This window comes from Acidobacteriota bacterium, from assembly GCA_016716435.1.
Classification (GTDB): domain Bacteria; phylum Acidobacteriota; class Blastocatellia; order Pyrinomonadales; family Pyrinomonadaceae; genus OLB17.
Genome location: JADJWI010000004.1, coordinates 119,761 through 132,675 on the forward strand (window position 1 = coordinate 119,761; position 12,915 = coordinate 132,675).

At 56.8% G+C, this 12,915-nt stretch carries 11 protein-coding genes; 3 read left to right on the forward strand and 8 right to left on the reverse strand.

Annotated features, from left to right (window positions below):
* Window positions 1–91 precede the first annotated feature (91 nt).
* The 8 genes from IPM21_10110 to IPM21_10145 all read right to left on the reverse strand — a co-directional run bounded on the left by IPM21_10110 (window position 92) and on the right by IPM21_10145 (window position 9,007).
* Window positions 92–973 carry a 4-hydroxy-tetrahydrodipicolinate synthase gene (locus IPM21_10110; GenBank protein MBK9164251.1) on the reverse strand — a complete coding sequence of 294 codons (882 nt, stop codon included), beginning with the start codon at window positions 971–973 and terminating at the stop codon, window positions 92–94.
* A gap of 62 nt (window positions 974–1,035) precedes the next feature.
* Window positions 1,036–1,746 (reverse strand): dihydrodipicolinate reductase, encoded by a 711-nt coding sequence (locus IPM21_10115; GenBank protein MBK9164252.1) that lies wholly within the window; start codon window positions 1,744–1,746, stop codon window positions 1,036–1,038.
* Window positions 1,747–1,784: 38 nt separating this feature from the next.
* Window positions 1,785–2,810 (reverse strand): M20/M25/M40 family metallo-hydrolase, encoded by a 1,026-nt coding sequence (locus IPM21_10120; GenBank protein MBK9164253.1) that lies wholly within the window; start codon window positions 2,808–2,810, stop codon window positions 1,785–1,787.
* 45 nt (window positions 2,811–2,855) lie between these two features.
* On the reverse strand, window positions 2,856–4,655 hold the full coding sequence (locus IPM21_10125; protein MBK9164254.1) for a cation:proton antiporter: 1,800 nt from the start codon (window positions 4,653–4,655) through the stop codon (window positions 2,856–2,858).
* A gap of 113 nt (window positions 4,656–4,768) precedes the next feature.
* A complete protein-coding gene (locus IPM21_10130; GenBank protein MBK9164255.1) occupies window positions 4,769–5,566 on the reverse strand; it encodes an ion transporter in 798 nt (265 codons plus the stop codon).
* A gap of 87 nt (window positions 5,567–5,653) precedes the next feature.
* Entirely contained in the window at window positions 5,654–7,018 is a 1,365-nt protein-coding gene (lysC, locus tag IPM21_10135) for a lysine-sensitive aspartokinase 3 (protein ID MBK9164256.1), read from the reverse strand.
* A gap of 60 nt (window positions 7,019–7,078) precedes the next feature.
* Window positions 7,079–8,158 carry a PLP-dependent cysteine synthase family protein gene (locus IPM21_10140; GenBank protein ID MBK9164257.1) on the reverse strand — a complete coding sequence of 360 codons (1,080 nt, stop codon included), beginning with the start codon at window positions 8,156–8,158 and terminating at the stop codon, window positions 7,079–7,081.
* 69 nt (window positions 8,159–8,227) lie between these two features.
* Window positions 8,228–9,007, reverse strand: coding sequence for a 3-oxoacyl-ACP reductase FabG (locus tag IPM21_10145; protein MBK9164258.1), 780 nt, complete (start codon window positions 9,005–9,007; stop codon window positions 8,228–8,230).
* Between the two features lie 1,518 nt (window positions 9,008–10,525).
* Between IPM21_10145 and IPM21_10150 the strand changes: the two genes are divergently transcribed.
* From IPM21_10150 to IPM21_10160, 3 genes are read left to right on the forward strand one after another with little or no spacing between them, the layout of a single operon-like run.
* Window positions 10,526–11,422, forward strand: coding sequence for an AMP-binding protein (locus tag IPM21_10150; protein MBK9164259.1), 897 nt, complete (start codon window positions 10,526–10,528; stop codon window positions 11,420–11,422).
* A 36-nt stretch (window positions 11,423–11,458) separates the two neighbouring features.
* Window positions 11,459–12,433 carry a CHAD domain-containing protein gene (locus IPM21_10155; protein MBK9164260.1) on the forward strand — a complete coding sequence of 325 codons (975 nt, stop codon included), beginning with the start codon at window positions 11,459–11,461 and terminating at the stop codon, window positions 12,431–12,433.
* Between the two features lie 3 nt (window positions 12,434–12,436).
* A complete protein-coding gene (locus IPM21_10160) occupies window positions 12,437–12,895 on the forward strand; it encodes a DUF488 domain-containing protein (GenBank protein ID MBK9164261.1) in 459 nt (152 codons plus the stop codon).
* The last annotated feature ends 20 nt before the right edge of the window (window positions 12,896–12,915 follow it).

Genomic DNA, 12,915 nt, shown 5'->3' on the forward strand with positions numbered 1-12,915 from the left:
AATTGTGAATTGGCAAATTGTCGATTGTTAATTGGTTAAATGAACATGCTTTCCCCATTTCTCAATTAGCCGATTTTCAATTGACAATTGGCTAGCTCAGATTCAGTTCCTTGATCACTTTCTTCAGAATACCTTGAGTTTCCTTTGTCACCGGGACGAGCGGGAGCCTCAGATTTTCTTCGAGCAATCCCATCTCTTTCATAACAAATTTGCACGGTGCGGGTGAGGACTCGATAAAGTTTGCCTCCATCAGCGGCAGTAGTTGAAAGTGCAGCTTGCGGGCGGCGGTCCAAGCTCCGTCGAGCGCCTTCTCGACCATGCGCGAGGCCTCCTTCGGCATTTCATTGGCGATAACGGAGACTAGCCCATCGGCCCCAAGTGCGATCAGCGGCAGCGTCGTCGCGTCGTCGCCGGAAAAGACCTTAAAGCCCTTCGGCCGCCCGGCCAGGATCGCCATCACCTGCGAGAGGTCGCCCGAGGCTTCTTTCGTTGCGACTATGTTCGGATGGTCGGCTACGAGCCGCAGCGTTGTCTGGGCCGAGATGTTCGCGGCCGTCCGCCCCGGCACATTGTAAAGCATTATCGGCAAGTCTTTTACGCTCTTAGCGATCTCAGAAAAATGAGCGTAAAGCCCGGCCTGCGTCGGCTTGTTGTAATAAGGAGCGACGATCAACGCCGCATCCACGCCCAGCTCGCGTGCCTTGCGCGTAAATTCGATCGTCGCCGCGGTCGAGTTGCTCCCCGTCCCGGCGATCACCTTTGCCTCTTTCCGATGTGCGGCCTCGACGGCGAGCCGGATCACAATGAGCCGCTCGTCCTCCGTCATCGTCGCACTTTCGCCCGTCGTCCCGCACGGCACAAGCAGCTTCACGCCGCCCTTTATCTGCCGCTCGATCAGCCGCCGAAAGCACTCCTCGTCGATAGATCCGTCCTTCCGAAACGGCGTCACAAGGGCCGTCCCGCAGCCCGTCATCCATCCAAGCCGTGATCTCATATACTGATAATACTCCAACCCGCCTTTCTTTCGCGATCACCTTAAAGCGCCTCAGATCTTCCATCAATGGAATCCTCGATAACCTGAGTAAACTCGTGAACGCCATTCTTCCCCACAATCCACTCGGCCGCTGTGATCGCTCCGTGTGCAAAGCCCTCGCGGGTCCGGGCGGTGTGTTCGATAAATATCTGATCGGCGATCCCGTCGAACCCGAGCCGGTGCGTTCCGGGGATGTTGCCGGCACGCGTCGCGGCGATCTCGCCTATCTTTACATGATCTTCGGCAACGGATCTGAGCTTCAGGGCCGTGCCGCTCGGGCTGTCTTTTTTTTGCGAATGATGTTGCTCTTCGATAAATGCCTCGTATTCGGGAAAGCGGGCGAGCAGTTCGGCGGCGTAACCGGCGATACGGAAAAAGAGATTTACGCCGATCGAAAAATTTGCTCCATAGACCATCGAGCCATTGCCGTCGGCAACGATCTTTTCGATCTCGTCCCGCTGCTCGTCCCAACCGGTCGTCCCGACCACGATCGGCACCCCGGCGAGCATACACGCCCGCACATTCCGCTCGACGGCAGCCGCAACCGTGAAATCGATCGCAACCTCAGCCGCACGCAACGTCTCAGCAAGCTGCTCCGCCCGAAGCCCGGCGTGAGTTTCATTGATGATCACCGTGACCGAATGCCCATGCTCCGCCGCAAGGCGTTCGATCAACTTCCCCATCTTCCCGTATCCGATTAGTGCAAGTTTCATAAAAAAGTCTGCCGCATAGGACAACGTGACTGTAAATACTATTCCTCGGCGGTCTCCGTGACCGCTTTTGGTAACAATTTTCTGACGAGCGATCCGTACAGATCGACAGCCGATTCGAGATCCTTCTTCAGCACGAATTCGTCCTTCGTGTGTGCAACGAGGATCGAACCCGGGCCGAGGAGGAGCGGCTTGCCCCAGTTGGGCATGTGCGGAATGTCGGTGGTGAAGCGGACCACCTTTTGGGTAAAGCCTTCTACCGGATGGAGCTTTACCGGTTCGCTGCACGAGAGAACCTCTATGTTGCCGCGTCCGCGGACGACGCTTTCGAGAGCCTGTTCGATGGGCTCTCTTTTTGTCGTTAGGCGGATAAGAAGCCCGGCTTCCGCCTTTGGTGGAATGATATTAAGGGCAAGCCCGCCGTCGATGGTGCCGAAATTTACGGTGGTCTCGCCGAAGAAATCGTCGTGCGGGAAATGCGTTCGGCGGATGTCGTCGAGAATATCCAGAAGCGTCTCGATCGCCGAATCGCCCTGCTCGGGGTACGCCGAATGTGCGGCCTTGCCGGACGTTTTGATCAGCAGCCGAAACGAACCCTTGGACCCGATCGCGAGGTCATTGTCCGTAGGCTCGCCGTTGATCATATACTCGCACTTCGCCGCAAGCGGATGCTCATTGACCGCCTTCGCACCCGTGCTCGACCGCTCTTCCTCAACGGTATAGAGCAGCCCGATGTCGTTGATTCCCTCTTGCCGAAGCCGCTCCGCCGCCACGATCTGCGCCGCGATGATCCCCTTTGCGTCGCACGCCCCGCGGCCGTAGATCTTTTCGTCGTCCTCGGTTGGCGGAATGAATGGCGGCACCGTGTCCATATGCGTCGAGAGCCAGACCCGCGGTGTGTCGTTCAAAGTCGCGATCACGTTATTCTGGTTCTCTGAAACCGGCTGAAGCTCGACCGTCCATCCGAACGACATCAGATGGTCACGCAAAAAATGCCCGACCGCTTCCTCTTCGCCGGAAACGGAAGGAATGTTCATCAAAGCCTTCGTAAGTTCAAAAAGTTCCATATCGTCACTAACCCACCATTTTGTGACCGCGGAGCAAGGTCGCTTCTATTTAAGCCGGTCAAAAGCTTCGTCGAGATCGCCCTGCTCACCTAAAATTGTCAGCACGTCGCGTTGCTCGATCTTGGTGTCACCTTTCGGCATGATGAGGTCATCCCCCCGTCGTATAGCGATCACAACACATTTACCGAGGCCAAGATCGGCGATTCGTGTCCCGCGCTTTATTCGTCGTCCTACCGCGATCTCGCGCATCCGTTCCTCGCCCATACCACTTGAGAGAAACTCGAACAAACTCGGCCGAAGTACGATGTTCTCGAGGATCGTAGCGACCGCTCTTGGCGGGCTCATCACTTCGATATCGGCCTGTTCGAAAGCCTTCAGGTTGGTACTATCATTCACTCTGGCGACCAATCTCATACCATTGTAATCCGACCGTATCGCCTGGCTTATGAGAATGTTGACCTTGTCGCTCGAGGTCGCGACGACCACACATTTAGCTTCCTTCAGGCCAGCCTCCTTCAGCACCTCCGGCTTTGTAGCATCGTCGCAAAAGACCGTAACGCCACGCATATCCTTCGCGAGCTCGCAGCTTTCCTTGTCAGTATCTATGAGTGAGATCGACTCGCCGGCCTCGACCATCTTTTCGGCCAAAATTCTTGCCGTTTCGTCGGCTCCGATTATCAATATATGTTGTGGCATAACCTTAAAGAATTTTGCGGTTTGGCTCGCAAATGTTCCCTGTGTAGCTACTGTTGCCAGAATTATCGCAAAAACCATTGGAACGAAAGACTCTGACCCGACGATCCCATTGTCGCCCAACTTAAGTGCAAAGAATGTCGCGATCGAAGCAGCAACTATACCGCGCGGCCCGAGGAACGAGATGAACCATTTCTCGTTCGTCTTCAGCTCCGACCCAAAGGTTGAGAAAAATACCCGGATCGGGCGAACGACAAATATCATGATCACGACGATCAACAAACCCGGCCAGCCGAGCGCGATGATGTCGCTTAAAAGCAATCCGGAGGCGAGTAGAATGAACACGCTCGAGATGGCAATGCTCGCCAGGTCGCCCTTAAAATCTTCGACCTCTTCTTTGTGAGGAATGTTGAGAGATCCGATCGCTATGCCGGCGATTGCGGCCGCCATCACTCCGGCTTCGTGGGCAAATATCTCGGCAATGGTGTATGAAGCCAGAGCCGCTCCCAAGATGCCGATCCGCGTAAATTTGGACGGAAGCATTCGAAAGCGATCGCTCAGCACCCAAACAATTACTGCAACTGCAACGCCAACGATCACCCCAACCAGAAGCGTTTTGAGTCCAGTCGGAATCGCCGCCTTCAGGCCCAACGGCGACACAATGGCGGTAAAGATCAGCGACGCGAGGATCACGCCAAGCGGGTCGGCAATTATCGATTCACTTTCAAGTGTGGTCTTCACCCGTCGATTGACCGATACATTTTGAAGGATCGGCGTTATGACGGTCGGCCCGGTGATCGAAACGATCGCTCCGAACAGGAGGCTCAGCTCCCAGTCCCACCCGAGCAGAAAATGAACGAGAAGCCCGGCTAGGAAGGTCGTGATCAATATACCAACTGTTACTAGGCCGACAACTGCCCGCGAGGCATGGCGAAGCTCCTTTACGCTGATCAGCAATCCACCTTCGAAAACGACGATAGCGACCGCCGCCTTTATGACCACCCGAAGAACATCACCCAGAATTTCCGGCTGAATAAGTCCTAATCCAGCCTTTCCGATAAGCAGGCCGGCCAACAGCAATGGTCCCGTCGCCGGCACGCGAAGCCTATCGGCCAAGATCTGGGCAGAAGTCCCGACCAATATCACAAGCACCAGCGTCCCGAGGATCGCCAGAACCGGGTCGTAACTCTTAAGCTGAAAGATGTATTGCTCTAACAGATTCTCAGCTCCACTCGAAGGTTGTAGTCGCTATGAAAAGTTCCATCTTAGTTCTGGGGTAATCGGTCGGCGAACATCGCCTTAAGTTCCTTCAATTCACTCTGTAGGTCGGCAATGCATGGTTCACCGCGGTCGGGTGCCGTCTCTTTGTCGCGTTGGATAAAGAAGGTCGCGAGAGTCGCCGTCATATACCCAAAAACAGCGAAACCATAAACTGCCAGCAAAAGACAGAGCATTCGGCCCTCGGCTGTTTTTGGAAAATAGTCTGAGCCGATCGACGTTATCATCATGGCTGTCCACCACAATGCATCCGCGTAGCTGACAAAGCCACCCTCAACACCTTCTTCGAAATTATACATTCCGGCGGCTCCGCCTACTACGACGATGAGTGTCAACATCAGAACATATCCCAGGCCCCGTCGACTGAAGGCGGAGCCGAGCGAACGCATGCCCCGATTAAGCGACGTCAGCAGCCGCACCAACCGCAGGCCGCGCGCCGCACGTGCAGCTCGGAGCAGCTTGAATGCCTGAAACGCCCGAAATATACGCAGTGCCGGCAACGCGAGAGCGAGCAGCGTCAGCCAATGCCGCTTTATATACTCAAACTTTTCCGGCGCCAGCAACAGCTTGACCCCGTAATCTATACCGAAGATTATCCAGATGACATTCCCGAGCGTTTCGAGAAACGGGCTGATACCCCTGGTCATCTCAAGCACAAGCAAGACCAGCCAGATGATGCTCAGCAACAGCATCGGTATCTCAAGCCATTCGTCCAGCTGGTCAACTATCGCCCACCGCTCCGCCTTGATCTCCTTCTTTACAACTTCCTTTTCAATTTGTTCCATCCGACAACCTCCGGGTCTTTTCCTGACTTCCGGAAATTATCGCATAGACCTAAAGTTGTTCTGCTTTTCTTAAAACCCGAAAATTGATCAAAACATCTCGTTGTGGAGGCGGATTATCACTCGTTCGACATCGGTCTCTTTTACGACAAACGTCAGATTCACGGCCGAGGCTCCGTGCGAGACGAGTTCGACGTGGACGTCCTCAATCGTCGAAAAGATCTTTGACGCAAGGCCGGTCGAGGCGCGGAGGCCTTCGCCGACGACGCAGATTACGGCGTAGTTCGGCTCGACCTCGACGTCGCCGAGCCGCGAGAGTTCCTCGACGATCTTCTCGAGCGAGCCGGTCGAATCAAGTGTAAGAGCGATGGAAACTTCCGATGTAGAAATGACGTCGATCACCGTCCGGTAGCGGTCGAAGACCTGAAAGACCGCGCTCATAAAGCCGTAGCTTCCGAGCATTCGTGCAGAGGTTATCCGCAAGATCGTGATTCCCTTTTTGCTCGCGATCGACTTGATCTTGTTCGGCACCTCGCCCGATGCGGCGACGACCATCGTCCCGACGGCCTCGGGCTCAAATGTATTGCAAACGCGGACGGGAATGCCGTGGTCGACCGCCGGCTTGATCGTCTTCGGGTGCAAAACCTTCGCGCCAAAGTAAGCAAGCTCGGCCGCCTCTTCGTATGAAAGCACCGGGATCGTCCTCGCGTCGCTGGAGATGCGCGGGTCGCAGGTCATGACGCCGGTTACGTCCGTCCAGATCTGAAGCTCGCCCGCATCGATCGCCGCCGCGACAATCGCCGCGGAAAAATCCGAACCGCCGCGGCCGAGCGTCGTCGTCTCGCCCGCACGGTTTCCCGCGATGAATCCGCCCATCACCGGCACCTCGCCCGTCGCTGCTGCGGGTGCGATCTCGAGCCGGACAAGCTCCGCAGTTTCGTCCATTATTGGCGTCGCCGAGCCGAACTCATCGTCCGTCACGATCAGCCGCCGCGAATCAAAATGCCGCGACCGCACTCCCCGCGAACGGAGCACCTCCGCCAGCAGCCTCGAAGAAAGCTGCTCGCCATAAGAGACTATCGCGTCTTTCAGCATCGAGAGCGGCAGCGAACGCCGCGAGGTCCGCAAAAGAAGATCTGAAAGCTCGCCGCGGGCCAGGTCAAGCTCGGCGTCAAAAAGGTTTGGGCCATCGGCGTCGATGAAGTGCCCGGCGACCTCGACATGGCGTTCAAAGTGCGGCTCAAGCGATGCGATCGCCAACGCGAAATCGCCTTTCTTTGCCGTTTCAAATGCCGCCAGCAGTGCGTCGGTCACCTTCGTCATCGCGGAGACGACCACGACCGGCCGCCGCTCGATCTGGCTCGAAACCACGTGAACAACGCGCTCAAAGGCAGCGACGTCCCCGACGGACGTCCCGCCAAATTTCATCACGGTAAATGCTTGCGTTTCGCTCACGGTCAAATCAGAAGTTCAACCGTTTCTTATGGCATTGTCAAGTATGGCTGATGGCGGCTTTCAGTCGTTCGTTTGGACGGCCGCCTGATCGACGCGGCCGATGGTCTGGTACCCGAAAAGCCGAACATCCGGCGAGAGGTATCCTTCCTTGACCGGCTCTTCGCGGACAAGGTCGGTGCTCAAGTATTTCTTGTTGTCATCGCACAGAACCGTCGCGACTATCCCATCTCCGCCGAGCCTTTCGAGAGCGATCAACGCCCCAATGAAGTTCGCTCCGGACGAAATGCCGACGGCCAGCCCGAGGTCTTTTGCCAGCTTCTGCGCCATCAGGATCGAGTCGCCGTCCGAAACGCTTATCACCTCATCGAGCTTCGAAAGGTCGCAGATCGCCGGAATGAATTCGTCCGAGATGCCCTGGATGCGATGGCTGCCGACCTTATGACCGGTCGAAAGCGTCGGCGATTCGGCGGGCTCAAGCGGGTAAAGCTTGATCCCGGGGTCGCGTTCGCGGAAATATGCGGCACATCCCATGATCGTCCCGCCGGTCCCGACTCCCGCGACGAAGGCATCCGGCTCAAAGCCGACTCTGGCAAGCTGTTCCCAGATCTCTGCAGCGGTCGTCTCGTAATGTGCCTCAGGGTTTGCAAGGTTCGAGAATTGATGCGGCAGAAAAACGCGGCCGTGCTCGTACCGGAGTGCGTCGGCCATCTCGATGCTGCCGAGAAATCCGCCCTGCTCGTGCGAGACGAGCGTGACCTCCGCTCCATAGCTCTTCATCAGCGAGATGCGCTCCTGGCTCATCCACTCGGGCATAAAAACGTGGACCGGATTTCCAAAGGCATGCCCGATCGCAGCAAAGGCGATGCCGGTATTGCCGCTCGTCGCCTCCGCGATCACATCGCCGCGACGGATCGCCCCGTCGCGATATGCACATTTCAAGATATGAAACGCCATTCGGTCCTTGATGCTTCCCGAAAGGTTCAAATGCTCGGCCTTTGCAAAAACGGTCCGGCGATTGCCCTTGTAGTGGCAATGGATCGCGAGAAGCGGCGTATTGCCGATCAGGTTCTCAACGTAATTAGAGCTTGCCGGAAGTGCGGCAAAGTGGCTTTGAAAATCGGTTAGGCTGTTGGTGTTCATGGTAAGGCCGTCCGTTAATCGGTTACCACAAAACCGGCCGGGAAAATGTGCTAACCGTCACAAACGGGCTCATCCGCAGAGCACCGCACCGCCGTTCACATTCATTATCTCGCCCGTGATGTGCTGAGCCCACGGCGAGAGCAAAAAGCAGATCGCAAGGGCGACATCATCGGTGGTCGCGATGCGTTTTAGCGGAATTGATTCGATGACAGACCGTTCATAATCCTTGTCTTCAAACGCCGGCCGGACCATCGCCGTCTCTATCCAACCCGGGGCGACGCAGTTGACGCGGATCTTCGGGCAAAGCTCCGTGGCCAGGGCCTTTGTAAACGAGATCTGTCCGCCCTTCGACGCGGCATAGTTCGAGAAGTTCGCCTCGCCGCGTTGGCCGGCGGTCGAAGAAACAAGGACGATCGACCCCGACTCGCGTTTCTTCATCGCCGGCACGCAAGCCTTTGACATCGCCCAGGCGGACTTGAGATTCGTGTTGAGCACGCGGTTCCACGTCTCTTCGGTCATCTCCTCGATCGGCGCACCTTCCCAGATGCCAGCGTTGAGCACAAGCAGATCGATGCCGCCAAATTCCTCGATCGCCTTTTCGGCGACCTTGCGGGCGGCCGCGAACTCCGAGACATCGCCCGCGATGGCGATCGCCTTTACGCCAAGCGAGGTGCAACGATTGACGGTCTCATCCGCCTCGGCGTCGTTCTGCAAATAATTGACGACAACATTCGCCCCGCCCTCGGCAAGCCGTTCCGCCGTCGCCCGCCCGACACCCCGCGAAGCCCCGGTAACGATCGCCGTCTTCCCGGCAAATAGAGTGTTTGGTAATTCAGGCTGTTTGTTCATTTCGTGAATCGTAAATAGTAAATCGCAAATAGACTATCTTCGGCAAGCGCCGAGCCGTCCATACGAGGGCGAGTTCATCCACGCGATTTACTATTTTCCACTCACGATTTACGATTTACGAATAATGCACGACACAAATCTCCTCGAAGATCAGCCCATCGCCTGGACACCGACGCCCGACGTCATCGAACGCGCCCAGCTCACGAAGTTCATGAAACAGGTCGGCGTCTCGACCTGGGATGAGCTCTACGAATTCTCCATCCGTGATGTCGAAAAATTTACCGAAGAGGTCCTGAAATTCCTCGATATCAAATTCGATCCGCCCTACGAAAGACTCCTTGACACCTCAAACGGCGTCGAGTTTCCGAAGTGGTTCAGGTCAGAACCCCCTGCGTCAGCGGGGGGTCAGAAAGGTGGCCCCGATTCAACGAACTGGCCGCCCGCTAACGCAGGCGGTTCCGACAGTGCCGGACTCAACATCACCACCATGTGCCTCGACCGCTGGCAGACGGATGAGATGAGGGACCAGCCAGCGGTGATCTGGGAGGGGGAAAACGGAAAATCAGAAACGCTAACGTACGAAGAGTTATTTCAATTCGTAGAGTGTTGCGTATCTGGTCTACGAGTCAATGGCTTTAATAAAGGTGATGCAATCGGTATTCATATGCCGATGATTCCAGCCACTCTAGTGGCATTACTTGCTATAAACCGAATCGGAGCTATCGCTGTGCCAGTTTTCTCTGGCTACGGTGTTTCGGCAATTTCGGCTCGCCTCAACGCAGTCAATGCGAACGGCCTGTTTACATGCGAGAGTTTTTCGAGACGTAGTAAGTCAGTGGACGCTCTCTCGACTGCCAAAAAGGCGGTATCAGACGTACCGACAATTCAAAAGGTCATCGTCGTCGAAAACTACCGGCGTATTGAATTCGATTCGCCGTTATATCAGAACTTTTGGCACGACTTAATGAACTTGGGTTTCGGAGAGATTACCCCGGAACCCACCTCCGCCGAAGACCCGCTCATTATCCTCTACACCTCCGGCACGACCGGCAAGCCGAAGGGCATAGCGCATACGCATGCGAGTTTTCCGATCAAGGCGGCTCAGGACATGGCGTTTGGGACGGATGTCGGTAAAGGCACGCGAATCAGTTGGTATACCGATATCGGCTGGATGATGGGACCGTGGCTTATCTACGGCGCGCTCATCAACGGTGCAACGATATGCATCTACGACGGCGCACCCGACTACCCGACACCCGACCGCATGTGGGAATTCTGCGCCAAACACAAGGTCGAGGTGCTTGGCATTTCCCCAACGCTGATAAGATCGTTAGCAGCGAGCGAAGATAGCTCCCCTCCTTACGAAGGAGGGGTGGCAGCCGCTTCGCGACGGGGGGGTTCTCCTCGTGACGCAGAGGAACCACCCCGGCTGAAGCCGTACCCTCCTGGTCGTGGGAACCGGGAGCGGACAGAGTTCTCAAGGCTCCCTTCGAATGCCACGACCTCTCTTCGCTCCGCATCTTTGCCTCGACCGGCGAGCCTTGGAATCCGGCGCCGTGGTGGTGGCTGTTCGAAAAGGTCGGCAATTCAAAACTGCCGATCATCAATTACTCCGGCGGGACGGAGATCGCCGGCGGCATCCTGATGGGCAACCCGCTGCTGCCGATCAAGCCTTGTTCCTTCCCGGCTCCCTGCCCGGGAATGGATGTTGATATTTTGGATGACGACGGCAATCCGGTCGGCCCCGGCAAGGTCGGCGAGCTCGTTATCAAACAGTCGTGGATCGGCATGGCTCGCGGATTTTGGCAGGAAAAGGAACGCTATCTCGACACCTATTGGCGGCGGTTCAAAGACATCTGGGTCCACGGCGATTTCGCGATGCGCGACAAAGACGGCCACTGGTTCATCCTCGGCCGCAGCGACGACACGCTAAAGGTCGCCGGCAAACGCGTCGGCCCCGCCGAGGTCGAAAGCCTGCTCGTCGGCCATCCGCTTGTCACCGAAGCCGCCGTAATCGGCGTCCCCGACGAAGTAAAAGGCACCGCAATGGTCGCTTTTGTAGTGATAGGTGGCGAGGGACAGAGCGCAAGTGACAAGGGACCAGTGACTAGTCACAAGGATGAAACAAGAGAGAACCTCACATCTAACACCGAAAACGAGTCCGAACTCAAAGGCTCGTCACTCCTCACTCCTCACTCATCACTAGAAGCGGAGCTTCGCGCTCTCGTCGCTAAAGACATGGGCAAGCCGCTGGCACCATCGAAGATCCATTTCGTCTCGGCTTTGCCGAAAACCCGTAACGCAAAGGTGATGCGCCGCGTTATCCGCTCCGCCTATCTCGGCGAAGACCCGGGCGACCTATCGGCACTTGAAAATCCGCAAGCGGTTGAGGAGATCAGAGGAATAACTTCGTAACATCTTCCGCTTCGGCTTGTGTTAATCTTGCGTTAAGTGGCCAAAGCTCGAAATGTTGCGTTGCCTGGTGAGGCAGAGGGTTTGCGGACGTGGGTTCGCCAGCTTTTCAGCGTGCGTTTTGGCGAGGTGCTTTCCTTTCGTGAGGCGGCACTCGACCCCGACCGCACCGAAGGCATCCACGCCATGCGGGTTGCGATCAGGCGTCTTCGCAGCCTCATCGGCGATCTTAAGGTCGTCGGTGCCGGTCCTCGATCGGACTCGCTGGTCCGTGAGCTCAAGCGGGTTGCGAAAGCGCTCGGCGAGGTCCGCGACGCCGATGTCGGTGTCAGTTCCCTTCTCAAATTCCGTGCAAAGGCCGATGACCCGGAAGTCGCAGAGGGCATAGATGCATTTATCGAACGCCTGCGTTCGTCCCGCCAGGAGGCCTTTCTTGCCCTTGACCCGTATCTCGCGACCGAGCGGATGGAAAAGCTCGAGGGGCTTTCGGCTCGGTACCTTCGCAAAATGTCGTCGCCGAAATCGGCCGCAGACGATCTGATCCTCGAGGCCGCCGAAAACGTGATCCGCAGCCGCATCGATGAATTTTGCGCGTTGGGCCCGGCTCTCTACAGCCCTTTCCGCGTTCGCCGCCTGCACAAACTCCGTATCGCCGGCAAACACCTTCGCTACGCCGTCGAGATATTTACTGATCAAACAGATGAAGCGTGGTCCGGCCGCGCGTCCGAGATCGCCAAAATGCAAGGCCACCTCGGCGAACTCCACGATTGCGACGTCTGGATCGATCAGCTCGGATCCGACCTCAAAAAAGGATCCGACGCTACGCCCGTGGGTCCCGAAAGACTCGCCGCGGCCTGGCTTCTCTCCAAATTCGCCCGCCGCAGGACCGCCGCCTATCGCTCAGCCCTCCGGCTTTGGATGAAGTGGGAACAAACCGGCTTTATCGATTCAATGCTCTCCACATCCGCCGACCAGTCGCCCGAAACTGAGACGCCGGATTCGCCGCAAAATTGACCGATGGAGACCACCATCTACACCATCGGCCATGGCCGGCATGAGTTTGGGTATTTTCTTGAGCTTCTGCGGAAGTATGGCGTTGGGTTCGTTTGCGATGTGCGGAGCGTGGCACGTTCACGTTGGCCGCAATTCAATCGGATGGTGCTTGCCGAGCTTCTCCGCGGACAAGGCATCGGCTACGAACACCTTCCCGAGTGCGGCGGCAAGACGCGGCCCACGCCTGAGGACCTCGCCTGGGGCATCGGCCGCATCGTCGAGATCGCTGCCGAAACGCCGACGGCCTTGATGTGCTCCGAGTCTCACCCGCTCTCTAAGCACAAGGTCCCGCGGGCAAATTGCCACCGCATCGGCATGCTCTCGCCGCCGCTCCGCGCCCAAGGCTTTACCCGCGTCATCCACATTCTCCCCGACGGAACCTCCGCCGAGTTCGACGAATCCGCCGTCCCATCCATCTGGTAACGATTTGAGTCCCGGCTTCA

What these genes read in the sequence shown, in the direction of transcription:
- IPM21_10160 (MBK9164261.1), top strand. Translation starts at nt 12,437, where the DNA reads ATGGAGACCACCATCTACACCATCGGCCATGGCCGGCATGAGTTTGGG.
- IPM21_10115 (MBK9164252.1), bottom strand. Translation starts at nt 1,746, where the DNA reads ATGAAACTTGCACTAATCGGATACGGGAAGATGGGGAAGTTGATCGAA.
- IPM21_10120 (MBK9164253.1), bottom strand. Translation starts at nt 2,810, where the DNA reads ATGGAACTTTTTGAACTTACGAAGGCTTTGATGAACATTCCTTCCGTT.
- IPM21_10110 (MBK9164251.1), bottom strand. Translation starts at nt 973, where the DNA reads ATGACGGGCTGCGGGACGGCCCTTGTGACGCCGTTTCGGAAGGACGGA.
- IPM21_10145 (MBK9164258.1), bottom strand. Translation starts at nt 9,007, where the DNA reads ATGAACAAACAGCCTGAATTACCAAACACTCTATTTGCCGGGAAGACG.
- IPM21_10140 (MBK9164257.1), bottom strand. Translation starts at nt 8,158, where the DNA reads ATGAACACCAACAGCCTAACCGATTTTCAAAGCCACTTTGCCGCACTT.
- IPM21_10130 (MBK9164255.1), bottom strand. Translation starts at nt 5,566, where the DNA reads ATGGAACAAATTGAAAAGGAAGTTGTAAAGAAGGAGATCAAGGCGGAG.